The organism is Streptomyces sp. NPDC014764, from assembly GCF_043082785.1.
Classification (GTDB): domain Bacteria; phylum Actinomycetota; class Actinomycetes; order Streptomycetales; family Streptomycetaceae; genus Streptomyces; species Streptomyces althioticus.
Window position 1 is genome coordinate 901,699 of record NZ_JBIBXY010000001.1, and the last position, 23,113, is coordinate 924,811.

Annotated in this window: 21 protein-coding genes, 1 tRNA gene and 1 pseudogene; 14 read left to right on the top strand and 9 right to left on the bottom strand. The window is 72.4% G+C overall.

Going from position 1 to position 23,113, the window contains the following annotated elements; genetic code table 11:
* Window positions 1–136: 136 nt before the first annotated feature.
* From ACF1AG_RS04060 to glmS, 3 genes are all read left to right on the top strand, one after another.
* The gene (locus tag ACF1AG_RS04060; RefSeq protein ID WP_359602862.1) at window positions 137–1,027 is read left to right on the top strand and encodes a DUF4429 domain-containing protein; all 891 of its coding nucleotides are present in this window, start codon (window positions 137–139) and stop codon (window positions 1,025–1,027) included.
* A gap of 75 nt (window positions 1,028–1,102) precedes the next feature.
* Window positions 1,103–1,360 carry a hypothetical protein gene (locus ACF1AG_RS04065; RefSeq protein WP_006131553.1) on the top strand — a complete coding sequence of 86 codons (258 nt, stop codon included), beginning with the start codon at window positions 1,103–1,105 and terminating at the stop codon, window positions 1,358–1,360.
* Between the two features lie 12 nt (window positions 1,361–1,372).
* A complete protein-coding gene (gene glmS / locus ACF1AG_RS04070) occupies window positions 1,373–3,190 on the top strand; it encodes a glutamine--fructose-6-phosphate transaminase (isomerizing) (RefSeq protein ID WP_359602860.1) in 1,818 nt (605 codons plus the stop codon).
* 173 nt (window positions 3,191–3,363) lie between these two features.
* Here glmS and ACF1AG_RS04075 read toward each other — a convergent pair whose 3' ends face one another.
* Window positions 3,364–3,891, bottom strand: a complete 528-nt coding sequence (locus tag ACF1AG_RS04075; RefSeq protein WP_359602858.1) for a universal stress protein — start codon at window positions 3,889–3,891, stop codon at window positions 3,364–3,366.
* Between the two features lie 326 nt (window positions 3,892–4,217).
* Here ACF1AG_RS04075 and ACF1AG_RS04080 point away from each other — a divergent pair, with 326 nt between their 5' ends.
* The 4 genes from ACF1AG_RS04080 to ACF1AG_RS04095 all read left to right on the top strand — a co-directional run bounded on the left by ACF1AG_RS04080 (window position 4,218) and on the right by ACF1AG_RS04095 (window position 7,128).
* Window positions 4,218–4,535: a hypothetical protein gene (locus ACF1AG_RS04080; RefSeq protein WP_359602856.1), complete on the top strand. Its 318-nt coding sequence runs from the start codon at window positions 4,218–4,220 to the stop codon at window positions 4,533–4,535.
* A 404-nt stretch (window positions 4,536–4,939) separates the two neighbouring features.
* A complete protein-coding gene (locus ACF1AG_RS04085) occupies window positions 4,940–6,175 on the top strand; it encodes a helix-turn-helix domain-containing protein (RefSeq protein ID WP_359602854.1) in 1,236 nt (411 codons plus the stop codon).
* Window positions 6,176–6,334: 159 nt separating this feature from the next.
* Window positions 6,335–6,937, top strand: coding sequence for an oligoribonuclease (orn, locus tag ACF1AG_RS04090; protein ID WP_359602852.1), 603 nt, complete (start codon window positions 6,335–6,337; stop codon window positions 6,935–6,937).
* Window positions 6,938–7,055: 118 nt separating this feature from the next.
* A tRNA-His gene (locus ACF1AG_RS04095) sits at window positions 7,056–7,128 on the top strand.
* Between the two features lie 100 nt (window positions 7,129–7,228).
* On the opposite strand, the gene ACF1AG_RS04100 is transcribed toward ACF1AG_RS04095, so the two are convergent.
* A complete protein-coding gene (locus ACF1AG_RS04100; RefSeq protein WP_359606426.1) occupies window positions 7,229–8,284 on the bottom strand; it encodes a LacI family DNA-binding transcriptional regulator in 1,056 nt (351 codons plus the stop codon).
* Window positions 8,285–8,626: 342 nt separating this feature from the next.
* Between ACF1AG_RS04100 and ACF1AG_RS04105 the strand changes: the two genes are divergently transcribed.
* The 4 genes from ACF1AG_RS04105 to ACF1AG_RS04120 all read left to right on the top strand — a co-directional run bounded on the left by ACF1AG_RS04105 (window position 8,627) and on the right by ACF1AG_RS04120 (window position 13,472).
* Entirely contained in the window at window positions 8,627–9,985 is a 1,359-nt protein-coding gene (locus tag ACF1AG_RS04105) for an extracellular solute-binding protein (protein WP_359606424.1), read from the top strand.
* Window positions 9,986–9,990: 5 nt separating this feature from the next.
* The gene (locus ACF1AG_RS04110) at window positions 9,991–11,001 is read left to right on the top strand and encodes a sugar ABC transporter permease (RefSeq protein WP_359606422.1); all 1,011 of its coding nucleotides are present in this window, start codon (window positions 9,991–9,993) and stop codon (window positions 10,999–11,001) included.
* 11 nt (window positions 11,002–11,012) lie between these two features.
* Entirely contained in the window at window positions 11,013–11,918 is a 906-nt protein-coding gene (locus ACF1AG_RS04115; RefSeq protein WP_387794356.1) for a carbohydrate ABC transporter permease, read from the top strand.
* Between the two features lie 114 nt (window positions 11,919–12,032).
* Window positions 12,033–13,472, top strand: coding sequence for a GH1 family beta-glucosidase (locus tag ACF1AG_RS04120; protein WP_359606420.1), 1,440 nt, complete (start codon window positions 12,033–12,035; stop codon window positions 13,470–13,472).
* A gap of 226 nt (window positions 13,473–13,698) precedes the next feature.
* Here ACF1AG_RS04120 and ACF1AG_RS04125 read toward each other — a convergent pair.
* The 3 genes and pseudogenes from ACF1AG_RS04125 to ACF1AG_RS04135 all read right to left on the bottom strand — a co-directional run.
* Window positions 13,699–14,618: pseudogene (locus tag ACF1AG_RS04125) on the bottom strand (chitinase); the annotation flags it as partial.
* A gap of 229 nt (window positions 14,619–14,847) precedes the next feature.
* The gene (locus tag ACF1AG_RS04130) at window positions 14,848–16,257 is read right to left on the bottom strand and encodes a HAMP domain-containing sensor histidine kinase (RefSeq protein ID WP_359606416.1); all 1,410 of its coding nucleotides are present in this window, start codon (window positions 16,255–16,257) and stop codon (window positions 14,848–14,850) included.
* Complete coding sequence (locus ACF1AG_RS04135) at window positions 16,254–16,988, bottom strand: response regulator transcription factor (RefSeq protein ID WP_359606414.1); 735 nt, start codon at window positions 16,986–16,988, stop codon at window positions 16,254–16,256. The genes ACF1AG_RS04130 and ACF1AG_RS04135 overlap by 4 nt, the downstream gene beginning before the upstream one ends.
* 146 nt (window positions 16,989–17,134) lie before the next feature.
* Between ACF1AG_RS04135 and ACF1AG_RS04140 the strand changes: the two genes are divergently transcribed.
* Complete coding sequence (locus ACF1AG_RS04140) at window positions 17,135–17,695, top strand: hypothetical protein (protein ID WP_359606412.1); 561 nt, start codon at window positions 17,135–17,137, stop codon at window positions 17,693–17,695.
* 19 nt (window positions 17,696–17,714) lie between these two features.
* Here ACF1AG_RS04140 and ACF1AG_RS04145 read toward each other — a convergent pair whose 3' ends face one another.
* Together ACF1AG_RS04145 and ACF1AG_RS04150 are read right to left on the bottom strand one after the other, a co-directional pair.
* Window positions 17,715–18,584, bottom strand: a complete 870-nt coding sequence (locus ACF1AG_RS04145) for a fused MFS/spermidine synthase (protein WP_359606410.1) — start codon at window positions 18,582–18,584, stop codon at window positions 17,715–17,717.
* Window positions 18,585–18,963: 379 nt separating this feature from the next.
* Entirely contained in the window at window positions 18,964–19,353 is a 390-nt protein-coding gene (locus ACF1AG_RS04150) for a hypothetical protein (protein WP_359606428.1), read from the bottom strand.
* Window positions 19,354–19,637: 284 nt separating this feature from the next.
* Here ACF1AG_RS04150 and ACF1AG_RS04155 point away from each other — a divergent pair, with 284 nt between their 5' ends.
* A complete protein-coding gene (locus tag ACF1AG_RS04155) occupies window positions 19,638–21,092 on the top strand; it encodes a hypothetical protein (RefSeq protein ID WP_359606408.1) in 1,455 nt (484 codons plus the stop codon).
* Window positions 21,093–21,161: 69 nt separating this feature from the next.
* Here the strand turns inward: ACF1AG_RS04155 and ACF1AG_RS04160 are convergent, their stop codons facing one another.
* Window positions 21,162–21,734, bottom strand: coding sequence for a hypothetical protein (locus ACF1AG_RS04160; RefSeq protein ID WP_359603340.1), 573 nt, complete (start codon window positions 21,732–21,734; stop codon window positions 21,162–21,164).
* Between the two features lie 124 nt (window positions 21,735–21,858).
* Between ACF1AG_RS04160 and ACF1AG_RS04165 the strand changes: the two genes are divergently transcribed.
* Complete coding sequence (locus ACF1AG_RS04165) at window positions 21,859–22,455, top strand: TetR/AcrR family transcriptional regulator (RefSeq protein ID WP_359603342.1); 597 nt, start codon at window positions 21,859–21,861, stop codon at window positions 22,453–22,455.
* A gap of 42 nt (window positions 22,456–22,497) precedes the next feature.
* Here ACF1AG_RS04165 and ACF1AG_RS04170 read toward each other — a convergent pair whose 3' ends face one another.
* Window positions 22,498–23,094: a histidine phosphatase family protein gene (locus tag ACF1AG_RS04170; RefSeq protein WP_359603344.1), complete on the bottom strand. Its 597-nt coding sequence runs from the start codon at window positions 23,092–23,094 to the stop codon at window positions 22,498–22,500.
* Window positions 23,095–23,113 lie beyond the last annotated feature (19 nt).

Below are 23,113 nucleotides of genomic sequence, written 5' to 3' on the forward strand. Positions count from 1 at the left end.
CGCGGTGCTGTGCCGACTGCGGCTCCGCCGCCCGGGCGCGACCAGCCCCGTCCCCGGCCGGCCACCCACCCTCCCCAGCCTCCTCTCCTCCAACTCCCGCCCCGGCCGGGGAACGTGGCGATGAAACAATCCCCCCATGGCGGAAATCACCCAGAAGGACGGCACGTGGACGTTCGACGGCGAAACCTTGCGTCTGACCCCGGGCCGCGACAAGAACGTCGGCCTGCTCCGTCGCACGCTGGGTGAACTGGCGGTGCCGCTGGAGGCGCTGGCGGGCATCTCCCTGGAGCAGGGAAAGAAATCGGGCCGGCTGAGGCTCCGGCTGCGCGACGGCGCCGACCCCCTGCTGCACGCCACCGGCGGCCGCCTCGCCGAGCCGCACGACCCGTACCAGCTGACCGTCGAGTCCGACCGCTACGGCGTCGCCGAGTACTTCACGGAGGAGGTCCGCACCGCGCTGCTGCTGGAGCAGATCCCCTCAGGACCGGTGACCGCCTACCTGCTGCCCGGCCCGTCCCTGCCGCTGGCCGTCTCCGCCGGGGACGGCACGGTGAGTTTCGACGGGGAGCGGGTGCGCCTGGAGTGGAACTGGAAGACGGAGGACGCCAAGTCCGCCGCCGGTCCCCGCACCCTGGCGGTGCAGGACCTGGAGGGCGTGGAGTGGCAGCCGGCGGGCGGCCTGGAGAACGGCCACCTGCGCTTCCTGGTGCGCCACGCGCCCACCAAGGTCCCGGCCAAGTACGACCCGAACGCGGTGGAGCTGTGGGGCTTCAAGAAGGACCCGCTGATGGCGCTGGTCGCCGCCGCCGTCCAGGCCCGCCTGCCGCATCCGGCCGCCCCCTCCGCCCCGGCCCTGGCGGGCCCGGACGCCCCCGGGGCCGACCGGCCCGCACCGGCCGACCGCCCGGAGGACGACCACGACGCACTGCTGCGCCGGCTGCGGGAGCTGGGTGAGCTGCACCAGGCCGGGGTGCTCACGGACGAGGAGTTCACCGTCGCCAAACAGGCGGTCCTGAAGCGGATGTAACCGCCACCCACCGTTCCCTGCCCGAAATCGGGCACGTTTCTTGCGAAACGCTCTTCGGTGCTCCAGGATCATCGGGTGCACGACGAACTTGTCGATCATCTGACGCGGTCCACGCCCCTCAGCCGGGGCGAGGCGCTGCGTGTGATCCAGGACGTGCTCGCCTACTTCGACGAGACGACCGAGGAGTACGTCCGTCGCCGCCACCGCGAGCTCCAGGCCCAGGGCCTGGTGAACGCGACGATCTTCCAACGGATCGAGGCGGACCTGAGATACCGCGCGGTGGCGCCGCCCGAGCTCTCGCTCCGGCAGCTGCGCCGCATCGTCTACGGCTAGGAACATACCTGTATGTGCGGAATCGTCGGTTACATCGGCAGGCGTGAGGTCGCCCCCCTGCTGCTCGAGGGCCTCCAGCGTCTGGAGTACCGCGGCTACGACTCGGCGGGCATCGCCGTGACCTCCCCGAAGGCGGGGGCCCTGAAGACGGTCAAGGCCAAGGGCCGGGTGCGCGACCTGGAGGCGAAGGTCCCGGCGCGCTTCAAGGGCACCACCGGCATCGCCCACACCCGCTGGGCCACCCACGGCGCCCCGTCCGACGTGAACGCCCACCCGCACCTGGACGCCGAGGGCAAGGTCGCCGTCGTCCACAACGGCATCATCGACAACGCCGGCGACCTGCGCCGCAAGCTGGAGGCGGACGGCGTCGAGTTCCTCTCCGAGACCGACACCGAGGTCCTCGTCCACCTCATCGCCCGCTCGCAGGCCGAGAAGCTCGAGGACAAGGTCCGCGAGACGGTCCGTCTGATCGAGGGCACCTACGGCATCGCCGTGCTGCACGCCGACTTCCCGGACCGCATCGTCGTCGCCCGCAACGGCTCGCCGGTCGTCCTCGGCATCGGCGAGAAGGAGATGTTCGTCGCCTCGGACATCGCCGCGCTGGTCGCCCACACCCGCCAGATAGTCACCCTCGACGACGGCGAGATGGCCACCCTCAAGGCCGACGACTTCCGCACCTACACCACGGAGGGCACGCGGACCACCGCCGAGCCCACCACCGTGGAGTGGGAGGCCGCCTCCTACGACATGGGCGGCCACGACACGTACATGCACAAGGAGATCCACGAGCAGGCCGAGGCCGTGGACCGCGTGCTGCGCGGCCGGATCGACGACCGCTTCTCCACCGTGCACCTGGGCGGCCTCAACCTCGACGCCCGCGAGGCCCGCCGCATCCGCCGCGTGAAGATCCTCGGCTGCGGCACCTCGTACCACGCCGGCATGATCGGCGCGCAGATGATCGAGGAGCTCGCGCGCATCCCCGCCGACGCCGAGCCGGCCTCCGAGTTCCGCTACCGCAACGCGGTCGTCGACCCCGACACCCTGTACGTCGCGGTCTCCCAGTCCGGTGAGACGTACGACGTGCTGGCCGCCGTGCAGGAGCTGAAGCGCAAGGGCGCCCGGGTCCTCGGCGTGGTCAACGTGGTGGGCTCCGCGATCGCCCGCGAGGCCGACGGCGGCGTCTACGTGCACGCGGGCCCGGAGGTCTGCGTCGTCTCCACCAAGTGCTTCACCAACACCACGGTCGCCTTCGCGCTGCTCGCCCTGCACCTGGGCCGCACCCGTGACCTCTCCGTGCGCGACGGCAAGCGGATCATCGAGGGCCTGCGCCGCCTCCCCGCCCAGATCGCCGAGATGCTGGAGCAGGAGGAGGAGATCAAGAAGCTGGCGCTGGAGTACGCCGAGGCCCGCTCGATGCTCTTCATCGGCCGCGTCCGGGGCTACCCGGTGGCCCGTGAGGCCTCCCTGAAGCTCAAGGAGGTCTCCTACATCCACGCCGAGGCCTACCCGGCCTCCGAGCTGAAGCACGGCCCGCTGGCCCTGATCGAGCCGGCCCTCCCGACGGTCGCCATCGTCCCGGACGACGACCTGCTGGAGAAGAACCGCGCGGCCATGGAGGAGATCAAGGCACGCAGCGGCCGGATCGTCGCCGTGGCGCACCAGGAGCAGGAGAAGGCGGACCACACGATCGTGGTCCCCAAGAACGAGGACGAGCTGGACCCGATCCTCATGGGCATCCCCCTCCAGCTCCTCGCCTACCACACGGCCCTGGCCCTCGGCCGGGACATCGACAAGCCCCGCAACCTCGCCAAGTCGGTCACGGTCGAGTAATCACCCCCTGAGGGGCGCAGCTGCGCAAGGGCCGCGGGGCTGTGCCGACATGCGCCCCGAAGGGGCGCGGGGAACTGCGCGACCGGCCCCCACCCACCCGCACAGGCCGTGCGACAGGAACGGGCCCCTACGTGTTGCCACAACATGTAGGGGCCCGCCCACATCACCTCACGTCATGGAATGACGACGACAGGCCGCTGCGCCCGCTTCGCCAACCTCCCCGCGACCGACCCGAAAAGCCGCCCCACGAGCCCGTGGGTGGAACCCACGACGATCGCATCGGCCTCGTACTCCCGCCCCACCTCTTCGAGTTCGTGGCAGATGTCCCCGCCCCGCTCGACGAGGATCCACGGCACCTCGGCCAGATAGTCCGCACAGGCGAGCTCCAGCCCCAGCACCTCCGTGCGGTGGTCCGGGACGTCCACGAAGACCGGCGGCTCGCACCCCGCCCACACCGTGGTGGGCAGCCGGTTCGCCACATGGACGATGATCAGTCCGGACCCGGAGCGGCGCGCCATGCCGATGGCGTACGCGAGGGCTCGTTCACTGGACGTGGAACCGTCGAAACCGACCACCACCCCGTGCCGGAAGGCGGGGTCGCACGCATGGCGTGATTCCTCCGCCGCCAGGGGTTCGGACGCCGTCGGATCGGCGACCGGCCGCTTGCGGTCCGCGGGTTCGAAGAATTCGTGACCGGCCATGGCTGTCTCGGGGTTGTGATCCTTTTATGGGGACGACAGTGTGCGGCGGAGCTGTGTCCGGGAAGTATCTTCCCAACCCCATACCCCCAAGGGTACGGCGGCACGCCTCCTCGGCCCAGATCCCGCGCGAGCCGGGAGGCGGGTTCCCCGGAGCATGCACGAGGGTCCGCCCACGACGCAACGGTTGCTGGCCTGTACAGGCGGTTTGCGGGGCATTCGCTTGACACCTGAACCATCCGCACCGGACGCCCCGCACGTGACCGACGGGCGGCCCGCCCGTTGGAACGGTGGAACCCCGACGACTCCCCCGCGACAGGAAGCGCCCGATGCCCCGCCCCACCCACGCCCCCGTCCGGCCCCCGGAGGACGATCTCCTGCACTGGGCGGCGCTCGGGTGCCTCCTGGTCCCCGCGGTCCTCCTGTGGCGCGGCGCGCCCTTCCTCTCGGCGGCCGGCGTGGCCTGTGGCCTGGCGGCCGTCACCGCCGCGTCCCGCGTACTGATCCGCCGCTCCCGGCGCCCGGCCGCCACCCCGCCCCGCTCCCGGCACCTCGGCGCCGGCCCCGGCACTTCGACGCCGGCCCCCGCTCCCGGCGCGTCGGCGCCTCTCCCCACGCGCGGGCGCACGCCCCACGGGACGCCGTAGACTCACCGGCCGGTTGACCGGTTTCCGCGCCCCCGTCCGTCTCTTTTCAGCCAACTTCCGGTTCAGGCGCACCCGGTGCCGTAACCACCCCCCAACCCCCGTTCCACCTGCACGGAAAGCACCGCGCGGGTCCCGCGCACCCTACGTGCTTTGGCCACCACGACGAGGCGCACTTCCCTGCACGGCGCGCGAGTGCAACGCTTCGTGATCGAATGCTTCACGCCAAGTTGCCAAGTCGACAATGCACCGAGTGCCGAACTGGCCACCGGTGCGCGACGGGACACAGTAGATTCGATCTTGACTGTCTTACGGCGGGGGACTCGTGCAGGACCGAGGGGAAACGTGTTGGAGCGACAGACCCGAAGGGAACAGGGCGCCGCGACCACCGAGGGGGGCTTAGCCGGATGAGCCACGACTCCACTGCCGCGCCGGAAAACGCGGCCCGGAAACTCTCCGGGCGCCGCCGCAAGGAGATCGTCGCGGTGCTGCTGTTCAGCGGCGGCCCCATTTTCGAGAGTTCCATACCGCTGTCGGTGTTCGGGGTTGACCGCCAGGACGCCGGCGTGCCGCGCTACCGCCTGTTGGTGTGCGGCGGCGAAGAAGGCCCGCTGCGGACCACCGGGGGCCTGGAACTCACCGCGCCACACGGCCTGGAGGCGATATCCCGGGCGGGCACCGTCGTGGTGCCGGCCTGGCGATCGATCACCTCCCCGCCGCCGGACGACGCCCTGGACGCGCTGCGCCGGGCCCACGAGGAGGGCGCCCGCATCGTCGGGCTGTGCACCGGCGCCTTCGTCCTCGCGGCGGCGGGTCTGCTGGACGGCCGTCCGGCGACCACCCACTGGATGTACGCGCCGACGCTGGCCAAGCGCTATCCGTCGGTGCACGTCGATCCACGCGAGCTGTTCGTGGACGACGGCGACGTGCTGACGTCCGCGGGCACCGCGGCCGGCATCGACCTGTGTCTGCACATCGTGCGCACGGACCACGGCAACGAGGCGGCCGGCGCGCTCGCCCGCCGCCTGGTGGTCCCGCCGCGCCGCAGCGGCGGTCAGGAGCGCTATCTCGACCGGTCTTTACCGGAGGAGATCGGCGCCGACCCGCTCGCCGAGGTCGTCGCCTGGGCGCTGGAGCACCTCCACGAGCAGTTCGACGTGGAGACGCTCGCCGCCCGCGCGTACATGAGCCGCCGCACCTTCGACCGCCGGTTCCGCTCACTGACCGGCAGCGCGCCGCTTCAGTGGCTGATCACACAGCGGGTGCTCCAGGCGCAGCGCCTGCTGGAGACGTCGGACTACTCGGTCGACGAGGTGGCCGGACGTTGCGGCTTCCGCTCGCCGGTCGCGCTGCGCGGCCACTTCCGGCGCCAGCTCGGCTCGTCCCCGGCCGCCTACCGGGCCGCGTACCGGGCACGGCGACCGCAGGCCGAGCGGGGCCACGACGACGGAACCACGCACGGCGCCCAGTCGGGCGGCATCCCGGCCGGCCGGCCGGAGCCCGCGGGGCACTCGATGCCGCAGCAGCTGCACTCGGACGGAGGGGTCCCGCACCAGGCGCGCCGAACGGCGGCGGCCGGCGCACTGGGCTCGCCCCTGACCGCGTCGGCGCCGGGCGTCCCGGGACAGCGCAGCGCGCCCTGACGTGACCGTGACCGCCGTGAGAGCCGGAGGCCGTGTGCCTCCGGCCCTCACGGCTGCGCGGGGCGGCCTCACCGCCGACATCACCCGTGCGGAAGATCCCGGGAATCCCCGCTTCACCACCCGGTCACGCCCGGCGTCACGCACCGTAGGGTGAGACACATGAACGATCGCATGGTGTGGATCGACTGCGAGATGACCGGCCTCTCGCTGTCGGACGACGCGCTCATCGAGGTGGCCGCCCTCGTCACCGACTCCGACCTGAACGTGCTCGGCGAGGGCGTCGACATCGTCGTCCGCCCGCCGGAGCGGGCCCTGGAGACGATGCCGGAGGTGGTGCGCGCGATGCACACCACGTCGGGGCTGCTCGACGAACTGCCGAACGGCACGACGCTCGAGGACGCCGAGCAGCGGGTCCTCGCGTACATCAAGGAGCACGTCAAGGAGCCCGGCAAGGCGCCCCTGTGCGGGAACTCCGTCGGCACCGACCGCGGCTTCCTGCTGCGCGACATGCCGACCCTGGAGAGCTACCTCCACTACCGGATCGTCGACGTGTCCAGCGTCAAGGAGCTGGCCCGCCGCTGGTACCCGCGGGCGTACTTCAACAGCCCGGAGAAGAACGGCAACCACCGGGCGCTCGCCGACATCCGCGAGTCCATCGCGGAGCTGCGCTACTACCGCGAGGCCGTCTTCGTGCCGCAGCCGGGACCCGACTCCGACACCGCGAAGAAGATCGCGGCGAAGCACGTCCTGCCTGCTCACTAGGGCCGTCGAGAGGGCTCAGGGGGGCGGCGAGGAAAGGCGTGCGCGAGCACCCCTTCGGACCCTGTACACTTTTTCTCGGCCGGTCGGGGAAGTCACTGATCTCCCGGAACAGGCCGTGGTGGGTGTAGCTCAGCTGGTAGAGCACCTGGTTGTGGTCCAGGATGTCGCGGGTTCAAGTCCCGTCACTCACCCTCACCGCAGAAGCCGGTGACCTCGACGAGGTCACCGGCTTCCGGCGTTTCCGGCCGGGGCGCGGGCGGCGCCCCCCGCGCCCCGGCCGGACGGGCGCGCTCAGGACGACGCGCGCTCCACCAGTTCCGTCGCCAGCACCACCTGACGCCGCTCCAGCTCCCGCGTCACGGACGGGCGGCGGTCGGCGACCTCGGCGAGCAGCAGGTCGGTCATCGCCCGGCCCATCTCCTCGATCGGCTGGCGCACGCTGGTCAGCGGCGGCTCCATGTGGCGGGCGATCGCGGAGTCGTCGTACCCGACCAGCGCCACGTCGTCCGGGATGCGGCGGCCCGCCTCGCGCAGCGCCTGGCGGGCGCCGGCCGCCGTGACGTCGGAGGCGGCGAAGACCGCGTCCAGGTCGGGGCGGCGCTCCAGCAGGGCCTCCATGGCGCGGCGGCCGCCGCCCTCGGAGAAGTCGCCCGGCTCGATGAGCAGCTCGTCCACCTGGTGGCCCGCCTCGCGCAGCGCGTCCCGGTAACCGTCGACCCGGCGCTGGGCGCCGTAGACGTCCAGTCGGCCCGTGATGTGCGCGACGGTGCGCCGGCCCCGGGAGACGAGGTGCTCGACGGCCTGCCGGGCGCCGCCGTAGTTGTCGGAGTCCACCGAGGTGAGCGTCTCGTCCGCGGAGCGGGGACCGCTGATCACGGCCGGGATCTCCAGCTGGGACAGCATGTCGGGCAGCGGGTCGTCGGCGTGCACCGAGACCAGCAGCACGCCGTCCACGCGGTGCGCCGCCAGGTACTGGGCGAGCCGCTGCCGCTCCCGGTCGCTGCCCGCGAAGATCAGCAGGAGCTGCATCTGGGTGTCGGACAGCGCGGCGCCGACACCGCGGAGCATGTCGGAGAAGTAGGGCTCGGTGAAGAACCGGGTCTCGGGCTCGGGCACCACGAGCGCTATCGCGTCGGTGCGGTTGGCCGCGAGGGCGCGGGCCGCGGTGTTCGGGACGTAACCCAGCTCGGCGACGGCCGCCTCGACGGCGGCGCGTGTGGCTTCGCTCACTCGCGGGGAGCCGTTGATCACGCGCGAAACGGTGCCGCGGCCCACTCCGGCGCGCGCTGCCACCTCCTCGAGGGTGGGGCGGCCACCGCTCCGGCCCCGCACTCCGTGGCTTGCCATCCGCCCCCGCCTTCCTTGTGTGTCACCCTGGCCTGGAATGTAACAGCCCCGGTAGTGACGGTGACCACCCGCGAGGGCGTCCACGTGGGCCCCGGCGTTCCGAAGGGGCGGACCCCCGGGTCAAGTTAACGGGCAGATAACTGAACGCTCTTTGCGGCGTCTGTTCCCTTGACACCCCCGCCCGGACCCGCGACTCTTCAACACATCACTTGTGGGAGCGCTCCCACAGTACCTGACACATACACAACCCGCACGTTCCCCGCCCGAGCCGCAACGCGCAGAATACGGGTCAACAACGCCGTTGGCCGGGGGGTCGGCACGTCAGGGCAACAGGAGGACGCAATGCGAGCACGTACCCTGCCCCTCACCAGGCAGCGGTCGGGCGGGGGGAAGCCCTTCGCCCGCAGGGCGCTGGCGGTCGCGGCCGTCGTGTCGCTGGGCACCGGACTGCTGGCCGGCTGCGCCGACGACGGCGGAGACGACAGCTCCGGTGGTTCCTCGTCCGGCGAGGGCAAGACCACGATCACCATGGGCCTGTTCGGCACCATGGGCTTCAAGGAGGCCGGCCTCTACGCCGAGTACGAGAAGCTCAACCCGGACATCAAGATCCAGGAGAACGTGGTCGAGCGGAACGAGAACTACTACCCCGCTCTCGTCAACCACCTGACCACCAACAGCGGGCTGATGGACGTGCAGGCCATCGAGGTCGCCAACATCGCCGAGGTCGTGGGCACCCAGGCGGACAAGTTCACGGACATGTCCAAGGTCGAGGGTGTGAAGAAGGACGGCTGGCTGCCCTGGAAGTGGGAGCAGGCCACCGCCAAGGGCGGCGAGACCATCGCGCTCGGCACGGACGTCGGCCCGATGGCCATCTGCTACCGCAAGGACCTCTTCGAGAAGGCCGGGCTGCCGAGCGACCGCGCGGAGGTCGGCAAGCTGTGGGCGGGCGACTGGAACAAGTTCATCGCGACCGGTGAGAAGTACAAGAAGGCGGCCGGCAAGGACTCCGTCTTCATGGACTCCCCCGGCGGCCTGCTGAACGCCGTGCTCAGCAGTGAGAAGGAGAAGTTCTACGACGCCTCCGGCGAGGTCATCTACAAGACCAACCCCGCCGTGAAGGCCGCCTTCGACCTGACCGCCGAGGCCGCCGAGAAGGGCCTGGTCCAGTCGCAGACGCAGTTCCAGCCGGCCTGGGACACCACCATCGCCAACAGCAAGTTCGCCACCGTGGCCTGCCCGCCGTGGATGCTCGGCTACATCAAGGGCAAGTCGAAGCCCGACGCGGCCGGCAAGTGGGACGTCGCCGTGGCCCCCAAGTCCGGCAACTGGGGCGGCTCCTTCCTGGGCGTGCCGAAGAGCGGCAAGAACGTCGAGGAGGCGCAGAAGCTGGTCGCCTGGCTGACCGCGCCCGAGCAGCAGGCCAAGCTGTTCAAGGTCCAGGGTTCCTTCCCGAGCGCCCCGGCCGCGTACGACAGCCCGGAGGTGACCGGCGCCACCAACGAGATGACCGGTGACGCCCCGATCGGTGAGATCTTCTCCGCGGCCGCCGAGCAGATCCCGGTCCAGGTGATCGGCCCGAAGGACCAGATCATCCAGCAGGGTCTGACCGACAACGGCGTCATCCTCGTGACGAAGGGCAAGTCGGCCGAGGAGGCCTGGGAGACGGCCACCAAGACCATCGACAACAACCTGGACCAGTGACCCGCATGGCCACCCGCTCCGACATCGCCGCGTCCCCCGTCAAGGGGGGCGCGGCCCCGGGCCGTAAATCCGGCAGCCGCTCCGCGGACAAGGAAGGCCGGCGCAGGGCCAAGCTCTCGCGTCGCTGGCAGCGGGACGCCCGCTGGAGCCCGTACGCGTTCGTCGCCCCGTTCTTCCTGCTGTTCGCGGCCTTCGGCCTGTTCCCCCTGCTCTACACCGGCTGGGCCTCGCTGCACCAGGTCGAACTGACCGCGCCGACCGACATGAACTGGGTCGGTCTGAAGAACTACACGCGGATCTTCGACGACGACTTCTTCTGGAACGCGGCGCAGAACACGCTGACCATCGGCATCATCTCCACCGTTCCGCAGCTGATGATCGCCATGGGCATCGCCCACATCCTCAACTACAAGCTGAGGGCGTCCACGTTCTGGCGGGTCGCGATGCTCGCGCCGTACGCCACCTCGATCGCCGCCGCGACCCTGGTGTTCGTACTGCTCTTCGGCCGTGACTACGGCATGATCAACTGGGCGCTCGGGGCGGTGGGGATCGACCCGATCGGCTGGCAGGACGACAAGTGGCCCGGCCAGATAGCCGTCTCGACGATCATCATCTGGCGCTGGACCGGCTACAACGCGCTGATCTACCTGGCCGCGATGCAGGCGATCCCGCAGGACCTGTACGAGTCGGCGGCGCTGGACGGCGCCAGCCGCTGGCGGCAGTTCCTGCACGTGACGCTGCCCTCGCTGCGTCCGACGATCCTGTTCACCGTGGTCGTCTCGACGATCGGCGCCAGCCAGGTCTTCGGCGAGCCGCTGCTGTTCGACCCCAACAAGGGCGCGTCGGGCGGCGCGGAGCACCAGTTCCAGACGCTCGGCCTGTACCTGTACGAGCAGGGCTGGGTCAACCAGCACCTGGGCCGTGCCTCGGCGATCGCCTGGACCATGTTCGCGATCCTGATCGTCATCGGCCTCATCAACCAGCTCATCTCGCGCCGGCTGCGCGCCAGCAGTTAAGGAGTGTGGCCGTGACGACGACTGTGACGCCCCCCGAGACACCGATCGTCAAGGAGCAGAAGCGCTCGCGCCTGCCGAAGTCGGCGCGGGCCGGCGGGACCCTGCACGGCGGACCGCTCGCGTACGCGATCCTCGCCGTGTTCATGATCGTGTCGCTGTTCCCGCTGGTGTGGACCGCGATCGCCGCGTCCCGCGACAACCAGCGCCTGGCGGAGACCCCGCCGCCGTTCTGGTTCGGCTCCAACCTGTTCAAGAACCTGGAGATCGCCTGGAGCGACGCCAACCTCGGCGAGGCGTTCCTCAACACCACCATCGTGGCGGGCACCTCCGCCGTCACCATCGTGGTGCTGTCGACGATCGCCGGGTTCGCCTTCGCCAAGCTGCGCTTCAAGGGCCGCAACGCCCTGATGCTGGTGGTCATCGGCACGATGATGATCCCGCCGCAGCTCAGCATCATCCCGCTGTACATGATGGTCGCGAAGCTGGACTGGACCGACCAGCTCCAGGCGGTCATCTTCCCGTCGCTGGTGAGCGCGTTCGGCGTGTTCTTCATGCGGCAGTACCTGCTCCAGGCGCTGCCCGACGAGGTCATCGAGGCCGCGCGGGTGGACGGCGCGAGCAGCTGGCGCGTGGTGTGGCACGTGGTCTTCCCCGCCGCACGCCCGGCCATGGCCGTGCTGGGCATGCTGATGTTCGTGCAGGCGTGGAACGACTTCCTGTGGCCGTTCCTGGTGCTGACGCAGACCGGCAACCCGACCGTGCAGGTCGCCGTCGCGGGTCTCGGCCGCGGGTACACGCCCGACCAGTCCCTGATCATGGCGGGTGCGCTCCTCGGAACGCTGCCCCTGCTACTGGTCTTCGCGATCTTCGGCAAGCAGATCGTGGGCGGCATCATGCAGGGCGCGGTCAAGGGCTGACGCCCGCATCCGATTCCGGTGGGGCCGGGACGCCGCCGCCTCGGCCCCCTTCCTTCCTCTCAGGTATCCGTCGGTCTTCCACGACCCCTATGCGACCTATATGGGAGCGCTTCCATGTCTGACTCCGCCACGCCGGCGACCCCGGTGACCTTTCCTCCGGCCTTCCTCTGGGGCGCCGCGACCTCCGCGTACCAGATCGAGGGGGCGGTGCGGGAGGACGGACGTACCCCTTCCATCTGGGACACCTTCAGCCACACGCCGGGCAGGACGGCGGGCGGCGACACCGGTGACGTCGCCGTCGACCACTACCACCGCTACCGCGACGACGTGGCGCTGATGGCCGACCTCAACCTCCAGGCCTACCGCTTCTCCGTGTCCTGGTCCCGGGTGCAGCCCACCGGCCGCGGCCCGGCCGTGCAGCGCGGTCTGGACTTCTACCGCCGGCTGGTCGACGAGCTGCTGGAGAAGGGCATCAAGCCTGCCGTCACGCTCTACCACTGGGACCTGCCGCAGGAACTGGAGGACGCGGGCGGCTGGCCGGAGCGCGACACCGCCTACCGCTTCGCCGAGTACGCGCAGATCGTGGGCGAGGCGCTCGGCGACCGCGTCGAGACGTGGATGACGCTCAACGAGCCCTGGTGCGCCGCCTTCCTGGGCTACGCCTCCGGCGTGCACGCCCCCGGCCGCACCGAACCGGCCGCCGCGCTGAAGGCCGCCCACCACCTCAACCTGGCGCACGGCCTCGGCACCAAGGCGCTGCGCTCGGTGATGCCGGCCCGCAACCAGATCTCCCTCAGCCTCAACACCTCCGTGGTGCGCCCGCTGAACCCGCAGTCCCCTGCGGACCTGGTGGCGGCGCGGAAGATCGACGACCTGTCGGGCGGCATCTTCCACGGCCCGGTCCTGCACGGCGCCTACCCGGAGACGCTGCTGGAGGCGACCTCCTCGCTGACCGACTGGTCCTGCATCCAGGACGGCGACCTGGACACGATCCACCAGCCGATCGACGCGCTCGGCCTCAACTACTACACGCCGACCCTGGTGTCGGCCGCCGACCCCGACGACAAGGGCCCGCGCGCCGACGGTCACGGGGCGAGCGAGCACTCGCCGTGGCCCGCCGCCGACGACGTGGCGTTCCACCAGTCGCCGGGCGAGCAGACGGAGATGGGCTGGTCGGTCGACCCGACCGGGCTGCACGAGCTGATCATGCGCTACCACCGCGAGGCTCCCGGTCTGCCCCTCTACATCACGGAGAACGGCGCCGCCTACGACGACAAGCCGGACGCCGACGGCAAGGTCCACGACCCGGAGCGCGTGGCCTACCTGCACGGCCACCTCTCCGCGGTGCGCCGGGCCATCGACGACGGCGCCGAGGTGCGCGGCTACTTCCTGTGGTCGCTGCTGGACAACTTCGAGTGGGCGTACGGCTACGAGAAGCGCTTCGGCGCGGTGTACGTCGACTACGTCAGCCAGAAGCGGACGCCGAAGTCGAGCGCGCTGTGGTACGCGCGTGCGGCCAAGGCGGGTGAGCTTCCGGACCCCGAGGGCATCTGACCGGTCCTCGGAGTCCGGAGGGAACGGGGCGCGGGGCACGGGGGGCGGGGCGCGGTGGTTTCCGGGGAGTACCGCGCCCCGCTCGTGTGCGTCCGGGCCCTGCCACGCGGGCCCGCGGGCCTGCGGCCGGACGCACGGGTGCCCCGGCCGGGTGGGGGGGGGAAGGTCCGGCCGGGGCACGCGTTCCCCGTTGTCGCGGTGGCTCGTGACGCGTGCGGTCCGCGTCTCAGTTGTAGGCCGCGAACGCCTTCGAGAAGGCGAACTTGTCCTGGAGGACGGAGCTGCAGGTGGCGTCGGCGGCCGGCTTCTCGCCCTCGGGGCACTGCTGGTCGCGGGTGCCGGACCACATCGACAGCCGGCCGAGGCCCTTGGCCTCGGCGAACTCCACCAGCTGGGTGGCGTCCTCGACCGTGAAGATCTCGGTGACGACGTCGTTCACGCCGATCATCGGGTCACCGCGACCGTCTTCCACGCCTCGGCCTCGCCGAGCCCGAGGACGTCCCTGAGCTGTGCCTGGGTGGCGGTGGCGGCCTGCTCGGCGTAGGTGCCCATGTCGTCGCTGTACGCCGGGCCGTAGTCCATCGCCATGATGTTGACGGCGTCGACGCGCACGCCGTTCTCCTTGGCGTCGGCCAGGAGGTTCACGCCGTCCTGGGTGAGCCCCTCCGGCATCACCGGGAGGGTGAAGGAGACGTCCAGGTCCGGGTGGGACTTCTGCAGGGCGGCGATCGCCTGCGCACGGCGGGTGTTGGCCTCCGCGTTCGGCAGCGCGCCGCCCTCGACGTCGAAGTCGACCTTGGTGAGCCGATAGGTGTCGACGACCTCGGTGTAGGCGGCGGTGAGCGCCTCCACCGAACCGCAGGTGGTGCCGAGTTCGGAGCCGGCCGCGCCGCCGAAGGAGACACGGACGTCGCCGCCCGTCTCGCGCAGCGCGCCTATCTGCGCGGCCACCGGGTTGTCGCCGAGGCCGCCGGTGCCGCCCCACCTGGGGGTGCAGCCGCCGCCGTCGGTGACGAACGCGAGGGTGTACTCCTTGACGCCGGTCGCCTCGGCGGCCGCCGTCAGGTCGAACGCCGGGCTGAGGGAGGTGTCGACGTACGGGGCGAAGCCCGCGCCGGCCGCCTTCGTGGAATCGCCGGCCGTCTCGCCCGTGGCCAGTGCGGTGTTCGTGAACAGGAACGCTCCGCCGGCGGCGACGGCCGCGGCCGCCACCGCGCCGATCGCCTTGTTCCTGCCGCTGATCCTGCGCCGGTGCGTGCTCATCGCATGCCTGCCTTCGTTGCCGTTCGTGGGGGGAGGGTGCGGCAGCACGCTAGTGATCCGGAACCGGACAACCCGCCTGATCCGGACGGCGGCAGGGAACCTTAGGGTCCGCTTAAGGAAGGGATCGGGAGCGGTTAAAGGACAGGGCGCCGCGGCCCGTCCTGCGGCGGCGGACGCTCCCCCGGTGCCCGCGCCGACGCGGTGACCGGTCGCGGCCGTCGAGCTGGATCCAGATGCGCACCTCGGTCCCGCCGAGCACCGACCGTCCGATCCGCACATCGCCGCCGGTGGACTCGGCGAGGCGGCGCACGATGTCGAGGCCGAGCCCGGTGGAGCCGTCGGCGCCGGAGCCCCGGCCGCGCGCCATCGCCGCCTCGGGGTCGGCTATGCCGGGGCCCGCGTCGGACACGAGCACGATCACCGCGTCCTCGCCGTTGTGCACGTCGACCGCGAAGGCGGTGCCCTCGGGGGTGTGCCGGAAGACGTTGCCGAGCAGGGCGTCGAGAGCCGCGGCCAGGTCGGCGCGGGCCACGGGGATGCGCACCGGCCGGTCCGCCCCGGCCACCCGCCACTTGCGGCCCTCGTCCTCGGCGAGCGCCGACCAGAACGCCATCCGCTCGCGCACCACCTCGGCCGCGTCACAGCCCGCCCCGGGTCCGGCGGCGGCCGTCTGCGGCTTGGCGTCGCGGGCGGTGCGGATGATGGTGTCGACCTCGCGCTCCAGCTGCTCCACGGCGGCGCGGGTCTGCTCGGCGGCAGGACCCTCGCCCAGGGAGGCGGCGTTCAGGCGCAGCACGGTGAGCGGGGTGCGCAGCCGGTGGGACAGGTCGGCGGCCAGCTCCCGCTCGTTGGCGAGGAGCTGGACGACCTGGTCGGCCATGGAGTTGAACGCCACGGCGGCCAGCCGCAGTTCGGTCGGCCCCTCCTCGGGCACGCGGGCCCCGAGCTTGCCCTCGCCCAGTTCGTGCGCCCCCTCGACCAGCCGCTGGGCGGGCCGCACCATGCGCACGCCCAGCCGGTCCGCGACCGCGACCGAGCCGACGATCAGGGCGGCGCCGACGCCCGCGAGGACGGCCCAGGCCGTGCCGACGCCGTTGGTGACCGCGGACTCGGGGACGAACACCTCGACGACGGCGATCTCACCGGAGCTGAGCGCGACCGGCTGGAGCAGCGCCGAGCCGCCGGGCACGGTGGAGGTGGAGGCGCGGCCCAGCTTCCGCACGGCGGCGATGTCCTCGTCGGAGGCCCGCCGCCGCCCTACGTCCAGGGGCCGTTCGCTGCCGGCGGCCGGAAGGTGCACGGCCATGGCGGTGCCGGAGCCGGCCGAGGCGACGACCCGCTCCAGCTGGGCGCGGTCGGTGGTGATGGACAACGCGGGGGCGACGGCCGCCGCCTCCCGCTCGGCGCCGGCGAAGGCACGGTCGCGGGCCATCTCGCGGATGACCAGTCCGAGCGGGACGGCGAAGGCCACCACGACCATCGCGGTCACCGCCAGCGACACCTTCACCAGGGCCCATCTCATCGCGGTGGCTCCGCTCCGGACGCCTGCACGGATCCGGCCGCGTCGGCCGGGGGCTCCAGCTTCACGCCGACGCCCCGCAGGGTGTGCAGGTAGCGGGGGCGGGCGGCGGTCTCGCCGAGCTTCCGGCGCAGCCAGGACAGATGGACGTCGATGGTCTGGTCGTCGCCGTAGGACTGCTGCCAGACCTCGGCGAGCAGCTCACGCCGGGGCACGACCACGCCGGGCCGTCCGGCGAGGAAGGCGAGGAGGTCGAACTCGCGTCTGGTCAGGTCCAGTCGCGCGCCGTCCAGCTCGGCCTGGCGGCGCAGCGGGTCGACGGTGAGGCCGCCGACCCGGATCACCGGGGAGGGCACGGCCTCGCCGCCTCCGCCGCGGGCGCGGCGCAGCACGGCGGCCATCCGGGCGGAGAGGTGCTCCACCGAGAACGGCTTGATCAGATAGTCGTCCGCGCCGGCGTTGAGCAGCCGCACGATCTCCGTCTCGTCGTCGCGGGCGGTGGCGACGATGACCGGGACGTCGGTGATGCCGCGGAGCATCTTCAGGGCCTCGGAGCCGTCGAGATCCGGCAGTCCGAGGTCCAGGACGACCACGTCGAAGCGGAAATGGGCGACCTCGCGCAGCGCCTCCAGCGCGGTCCCGACGCTGCGCACGGTGTGCGAGGCGTCGGTCAACTGCCGTATCAGCGCCGAGCGTACGAACTGGTCGTCCTCGACCACGAGAACACTTGCCATGGGCGGCACCGTACGCCATGCCGGGCGGGGGCGGCCGGGGCCTGTGGACAACTCCGGACGAGCTTCTCGAAGGCCTGTGGACGGCCGGGTCCGGGCCGTCCGGGGGCGCGACACGGGTGGGGCGTGTGGGGCACTATGGGCCGACGATGCGCAGAGGACTCCTACACGTACTGGCCTGGCTGCTCGCCACGGGCGCGGCGGTCACGCTGTCGTGGTGGGGCGTCAGCACGGTGATGGAGGGCACGGCCTACGACCCGCCGCGTGCCCTGCCGATCCCGGCGGGCGAGGAGAAGGCGCAGGCGGTGTCGTCGTCCACGCGCCGCCCGTCCTCCGGGCCTTCGGAGGACGAGGACGCCGGCCGGACAGAGAAGTCCCGCGAGCCGTCGGGGGCCCCGGCCACCGGGTCCGCCCCGCCGGACCCGGCGCCCTCGCGCACCGCCTCACCGTCCAGGACACCGTCCGCGCCGGAGACGGCCGACGCCGCCGGCGAGGTCAAGAGCTACGACACCCGGGGCGGCCGGGCGGTGTTCGACATCGGGGAGGCGTCCGCGTCGCTGGTGTCGGCGACGCCGGGGGCCGGCTGGTCGATGCAGGTGTGGAAGACGGAGACGTGGATCCGGGTGGAGTTCGCCTCGGGCGCGGACCGGGTGACGGTGTTCTGCACCTGGCACGACGGCCCGCCGCGGGTGGAGGTCGCCACGTACTGAACGCCGTCCCGGGGCGCGTTCAGCGGAAGGCGTCGGCGGGCGGCGGCGGGGACGCGACCGCCTCGAGGTCGGTCACGGGGACCGCCCCGCCGGTGAAGTCGGTGAGGTCCCGGCCGTGCTGGACCCGGCCGGAGTGCGGGTCGGAGGCGGCCCTGCGGGTCAGTTCGGCGAGCGGAAGCGGTGCGTCGGAGGCGACCAGGACCGCGTTGCCGAACCGCTTGCCGCGCAGCACGGCCGGGTCGGCGATCAGCGCGATCTCCGCGAACCGGGCAGCGGCGGTGGCGATCTGGCCGCGCAGATGCGTGAGCGGCGGCCCGTCGGCGAGGTTGGCGGTGTAGATCCCGCCGGGGGCGAGCGCCCTGCGGACCTCGTCGAGGAACTCGGTGGAGGTCAGATGGGCCGGGGTGCGGGCGCCGCTGAAGACGTCGGCCACGACGAGTTCGGCCCAGCCGTCGGGCACCTTGGCGAGCCCTGCCCGGGCGTCCGCCGTGCGCACGCGGATCCGCGCCCTGGGGTCGAGGGGCAGCTCCCGCCGGACCAGTTGGACCAGCGCCCCGTCACGCTCGACGACCTGCTGGGTGGAGCGGGGGCGGGTGGCGGCGACGTACCGGGCGAGGGTCAGGGCGCCGCCGCCGAGGTGCACGGCCCGCAGCGGCTTCCCGGGGGGCGCGGCGAGGTCGACGACGTGCCCGAAGCGGCGCTGGTACTCGAAGGACAGGTGGGTGGGGTCGTCGAGGTCCACGTGCGACTGGGGGGCGTCGTCGATCAGCAGCGTCCAGGCGCGCGACCGGTCGCGGTCCGGGACGAGCCGGGCGGTCCCTCCGTCGACCTGCTCGGTGACGGCCTCGACGGCCGCCTGTCCCCGTCCGCTGTTCCTGCCCCGTGCCATGCGGCCATTGTCCCAGGCGGCGCGTCCGCACCCCGCCGGGGCCCGGCACCCGCCCGCCCGCGGCCCACACCCCCACCGAGGCCGGGAGCCCGCTCGCCCGCCACCGAGGCCCGAAGTCCACTCACCCGCCGAGGCGCCCACACCAGGCCGCCCGCGAGCCGGCTCACCCACCACCGCGCCCCGCCAGGGCGCGAAGTCCGCCCGCCCGCTGCCCACGCCCCCGCCGGCGCCCGCAGGAATGCGCGCCTATCGCCGTCGGCGCCCGGCCTCCCGATCGACCTCGCCGACGCCACCGGCACGCCACCGGCACCGGTGCCTCCACCAGCCCGGGATTCCGGAAGCCCGGAAGAACCGGAAGCCCGCTGCCCGAATCGTCCCCTCAGCTGCAGCTGTCCGCCGCGTCGATCATCCGCTGGGCCTGCCCCAGGGCCTCGCGCAGCACCGCGGGGTCGGTCGCCAGGTCGGCCTCGCCGGGCGGCACCAGCCAGTCGGAGCCCTCCGCCGGGCGGTCGGGCGTCAGGCAGATGCCGCGGCCGTCGGTCTCCGTGCAGACGCTGCCGGGGACGTCCCAGGCGGCCGCGGTGCCGGGCGGCACCAGGAAACCGAGGGTGTCGCACCCTCCGTCGTGCAGCACAGGGCCCACGGCGTCCCCGGCTCCGCGCCGCAGGATGTCCACCGCCTCCAGGCCCTGCCGGGCCGGGACGGTGACCACGTCACAGTCCGGGCCGGCGGGTTCGAGAGGGTCGTTCTTCCGGCTGGTCGTCATCATCCCGGCCTCCACCACACGGATCACGCTCGGACGAGGGGTCGGGAGTCGGGGGGCTCCCGGTCCACGGAGTTCAACGAGCCGCGCCGTCAAGGGCTACGCCGGAAGTCCGCCGCAAAGGATGGCACTTCATGGCAGATCGCGGATGACATATCCGGTATGTAGCCAAACTCAGCGTACCCAGCTCGTCACAGCAGGTACGTTCATGCCCGCCGGAAACAGGGTGGCACTCGGACAAGCCGTCCCGTTTCCGGCATGGTTCGACGGTTCGCAGAGAGGACCCGGCCATGGCGTCGTCAACGGTGCCCTCGTCCCAGCCAGCTCGGCCACCGCGGCCGAATCTCGTCTTCCGGCAACTGCGCGGACCGCGCTCGCCGGCCGAGTTCGCCGCGGCGGTACGGCGGGCCGCCCGCGAGATCGGCGAGCGGGTCAGCTGTGACGCGCGGTACGTGCACCGGGTGGAGGCGGGCGAGATCCGCTGCCCCAACTACGCCTACGAACGGGTGTTTCTGCACATGTTCCCCGGCCGCACGCTGACCGACCTGGGCTTCGCGCCCCGCTCGTCGGTGCGCGGACGCGGGGGCCGGGCCGTCGCGGACCGGCCCGCGGCCCTTCCCGGGAGCCCGGCGAACGCCACGAGTGAGACCAGTGGGGCGTCCGAGCCGTATGAGACGCACAACAGGTACGACCCGTACGACGAGTTCGACCCGCACGACCACGAGGAGAGCGACGTGCTGCGTCGCGCATTCATGACCGGCGGTGGCGCCACGGTGGCCGCCGTCCTGAGCCCGTACGGGCTCGCCCCGGAAGCTTCGGCGGCACAGCGCCCGGCGCGACGTGCGGGGACGTCGGACGCGTGCGCCCTGGAGGAGGCCGTACGCCGGATCCGGGTGCTCGACGACCGCCACGGGGCGGACGGGCTGTACCGCCGTGCGGCCGCCCCGCTGCGGGCCGCGTACGAACTGCTGGAGGCCGGGACGACCCGGCAGCGCACGGCGGACCGGCTGTACGCGGGCGCCGGGGAGCTGGCCATCTCGGTGGGCTGGCTGGCGCACGACTCGGGCCGCTTCGACGACGCGCGCTCGCACTACGCGGAGGCGCTGGCGACCGCCCGGGTGACGGGCGACGCGGCGCTGGAGGCGCACGCGTTCTGCAACACGGCGTTCCTCGCCCGGGACGCGGGCCGCCCCCGGGAGGCGGTGCGGGCGGCACAGGCGGCCCAGCGGGCGGCGCGGCCGCTCGGCTCGCCCCGGCTGATGTCGCTGCTGGCGCTGCGCGAGGCGGGCGGCTGGGCCGGGCTCGCCGACCGCACGGGGTGCGAGCAGGCGCTGGTGCGGGCCCAGGCGTACTTCGACCGCGGGCCCGCGGAGGCGGACCCCGAGTGGATGACCTTCTACGGGGAGGCCGAGCTGGAGGGCCTGAAGGCGCAGTGCTGGTCCACGCTGGGCGACTGGAGGCGCGCGGCGCGGCACGCCCGGCGGGCGGCGGAGCTCCAGAACCCGCACTTCACCCGCAACATCGCGCTGTACACGGCGGAGCTGGCCGACGACCTGGCCCGCGGCGGGCATCCCGACGAGGCGGCGCAGGCGGGGATGCGGGCCCTGGACCTGCTCGGCGAGGTCCAGTCCTCCCGCGTCCGCTCGATGCTGTCCGGCACCTCGCGCGTGCTGCTGCCGCACCGCCGCACGCCCGGCGTCTCGGAGTTCCTGGACCGCCACGCCTCACTGCCGCGCATGGTGTGACGTCACAGGCCGCGGGGCCCCGCCGGCGCAGGGGGAACGCCGGCGGGGCCCCGCGCCGTCCGGGCCGGGTCACGCACCCTTGGCGGCGCGGCCCAGGCGGAGGGCTGAGACGAGGAAGAACACGCCGCCGAGGAAGGCGTAGCCCGCCAGGGTCTTCAGGGAGGCGTCGGCGCCGCCGGCCTGCGCGGCGAAGGACACACCGGCGAGGGTGGAGATGCCGCCGCTCGCGATCATCGCCCACTGCCCGCCCATACGGCGCCGGGTGACGCCCACCACGAGCTGGACCAGACCGGCGGTGACCGCCCAGGCGCCCCAGACGCGCAGCACCGCGGGGATGCCGGAGGTCGCGGCGACGGCGAGGCCGACGGCGGTTGCGGCGCTGAGCGCGATGTTCAGGTACAGGTGCCGCACGGGACCGCCGTCCGCGGCGGCGGAGCGCACGTCGACGACGGCAGAGGCGACGTCGAACAGCGGATAGATCACCAGGAGCGTCGCGCTGAGCGGGCCGAGGGTGTCGGCGGTGGCGAACAGCAGGGCGGCCCAGACGGCGGCGAAGGCGAAGCGCACGAAGTAGAGCCTGCGCAGGGCCGCGGGAGCGGCGGTGGGTGCGGGGGCCGGGGCGGTGGTGACGAGGGTGTCCATGGGGGTGCCTCTCGATGGGCGGAGCCTGTGAGGGAGAACGTTCGGTCTCCTTCGATTGAAGACCACCGCCGCCCATCGGTCAAGACCGAACGTTCTCCCTCATGACTTTGGTACGCTCGCACCCATGAGTCGGGGCACACGAAACGGCAAGCCGTCCGAGGCGCGGACCAGGCTGCTCGGAACAGCCACGAAGGTCTTCTACGCCGAGGGGATCCACTCCGTGGGCGTCGACCGGATCATCGAGGAGGCCCAGGTCACCCGGGCCACGCTGTACCGGCACTTCACCGGCAAGGAGGACCTGGTCCTCGCCTACCTCGACCAGGCCGACCAGGGCATACGGGCGCAGATCACCGGCGCGCTGTCGCCGGACGCCTCGCCGGAGGACGACGTACGGGCGGCGGCGCGGGCCATCGCCGACGGCATCCGCTCCCCCGGCTTCCGCGGCTGCGCGTTCCTCAACGCGGTGGCGGAGTACCCCGACCCGGACCACCCGGTGCACCGGACCGTGCTGGCGCACCGGCAGTGGTTCCTGGAGACCGTCACCGAGCTGCTCGGCCGCGCGGGGCTCGAGCCCGCCGACGCGGCGGGACGGCACTTCGTGATGCTCAGGGACGGCGCGATGGCGGCCGGCTGCCTCTTCGACCCCGAGCTGGTCTGCGAGACCTTCCTGAGCGGCGTCGAGTCGTTGCTCACCAAGGGCGCCCCCGCGCCTCGCGCCTGACGCGCGCGAGGCGATCCGCGTCACGCGCGCACGGGCGCACCGTCAGGGGACGAGGTGCCCCACGTCGTTCCAGCTCTCCAGGGCCGGCTCGCCGTACGCCCACCCCAGGACCGACAGGGACGTCGGGTTGAGGCGGATACGGGCCGCGAAGTCCAGCGGCAGGCCCAGCCAGCGGGCGCCGATCGAGCGCAGGATGTGGCCGTGGGCGAAGACGAGCACGTCACGGTCGGCGGAGCGCGCCCAGGCGACCACCTCGTCCGCGCGGGCCGTCACCTCCGGGAGCGTCTCGCCCTCCGGGACGCCGTCCCGCCAGATGAGCCAGCCCGGGCGCACCGCCTGGATCTCCGCCGGCGTCATGCCCTCGTAGGCGCCGTAGTCCCACTCCAGGAGCGCGTCCCAGTGCCGGGCGCGGTCGCCGAAGCCGGCCAGTTCGCAGGTCTCCCGCGCGCGGGTGAGCGGGCTGGTGCGCACCTCGACGTCCGGCAGCCCGTCGTACGGCTGCCGGTGCAGGCGCTCGCCGAGCAGCTTCGCTCCCTGGCGGCCCTCCTCCAGCAACGGCACGTCGGTCCTGCCGGTGTGCTTTCCGGACAACGACCACGCGGTCTGTCCGTGCCGGGCCAGCAGGATGCGCGGAGCCATGGGGAACCTTCCGGGAATT